This is a genomic window from Aminobacter sp. P4_D5 (assembly GCF_056401815.1).
Genome location: NZ_JBFUIP010001000.1, coordinates 1 through 604 on the forward strand (window position 1 = coordinate 1; position 604 = coordinate 604).

1 pseudogene is annotated in these 604 nt (G+C 69.0%); it reads right to left on the reverse strand.

From position 1 onward, the window contains the following. Nucleotides 1-604: pseudogene (locus AC1DWF_RS36315) on the reverse strand (D-aminoacylase); the annotation flags it as partial.

Consider the following 604-nt stretch of genomic DNA (forward strand, 5'->3'; position numbering starts at 1 on the left):
TGCCCGGCGCGACGACGCCGCGGTCGCGCAGGCCCATGGCGCGGGCGGTATCGCTGGTCTGGCGGCGGACGAGCTCCTCCATCCGAAAACCGTTCCGGCTCCAGTGCTGGAGCACGAAGGTCGGGAAGCTGCCGTCGGAGATGAAGCCGACATGCGCGCCGCCATCGGAGAGGCCGATGATGGCGTTGCGATGCCGGAGGCATTCTGCCGAGGCATCAAGCGTGTAGTCGGCGAAGTTCGTGAGCGGTGCGAAGATGAAATTGGTCCCGTCGCCCTCGGTCAGGTAGTCGTAGGTGAAGTCCTCGGGCTTCTGGCCGGTACGCTCGGCCCGGGCCTCGAGGCTGTTCTCGCGCGGCGGCGCGTAGTCGGGCGGGGTGCCGAAGGGGACCATCCGGGCCCAGTGCAATCTCGTGATCAGGGGGAATTTGGAACCAGCGACCCGGTCTTCCGACAGAATCCTGGCCCGTCGCTCCGGATCCCGCAGGGCGGCAGCCCGCTCGGCCGGCGGCAGGTGCGCGACCTCCTTGTAGGAGGGGCAGCCGGAGAACGGGTTCTGGCTGCCGACGAGGCCCAGCAGGATCCCGATCGGCCGCGGCGGGAAGAC